Annotated in this window: 1 protein-coding gene; it reads right to left on the minus strand. The window is 31.1% G+C overall.

The window, feature by feature from the left end; all coding sequences use genetic code 11:
- Nucleotides 1-128: 128 nt before the first annotated feature.
- Complete coding sequence (locus tag VB264_RS25040) at nucleotides 129-533, minus strand: MaoC family dehydratase (protein ID WP_323254145.1); 405 nt, start codon at nucleotides 531-533, stop codon at nucleotides 129-131.
- Nucleotides 534-923: the final 390 nt, after the last annotated feature.

A 923-nucleotide genomic window follows, 5' to 3' on the forward strand; every position in this document is an offset into this window, starting at 1 on the left:
TTTTTTAGCAGAAACAAAATACAGAAAAACCCTGAAAATTGCCAATATTGACACTTTTTCGGGGTTATTTTATTTATAATGTATTGATAATCAAATAATTATATTACTAAAGGGAAGCCTATTTTGGATTAAAATTCTTCTTTGTTCATGATTGATGCCGAACCTTCAGTGGTTTTCTTTCCAGTTTGTACATCAAAAATTTCTGTTGAAATTTCTCCTATGTGTTTATCAGCATTAATAGCTGTTACAGTGAATACTGCTTCGTACTCATTATCCACAAACATTGGGCGTTTGTACTCTGAACTCTGCTTTAAATAAACACTTCCAAAGCCAGGAAATTCTGTTCCCATGATTTTTGAAAAAACGCTTGAGGCAAGTGCTCCATGTATAATTGGGCGTTTGAATGAAGTAGTTGCTGCAAATTCAGCATCCAAGTGAAGAGGATTATTATCACCTGATACTTTTGCAAATAAAATTACATCCTCTTGGGTAAATGAAAATTTATGACGGTAAACCGTTCCGAGTTGAATCATTGTTTAATAAATCTTAATCTTTATGACTGTACTTAAATAAAGAAGCTGTTTAAACTTTCCGTTTCTGAGGTGAAAGTATTGTATTTTTGGAACAAGCTATTCTAAAAGACTTAGTTTAACCCGAAAAGGAAAGTTTAAACAGCTTCAAAGGCAAAATTACGACAAATTATCTCCAATATTAAATGTTGGGTTATTTGAATAGGTAATCACGTATAGAAATAGTGATTGGTAATTGGTGATTAGTAAATAGTAATTGGTAAATAGTGATTGGTTGTGCTTGCCTAAAATAGGTTGACAGATTTATTATCCTGTTTAATTTACTTAAAATTGTAATATAGTTTGATTTGGGTCTGTTTTTTTTGTTCCATCGGATGTCCAAATGTTTAATTT

The sequence above is a fragment of the Arcicella aquatica genome, assembly GCF_034928825.1.
GTDB lineage: Bacteria > Bacteroidota > Bacteroidia > Cytophagales > Spirosomataceae > Arcicella > Arcicella aquatica.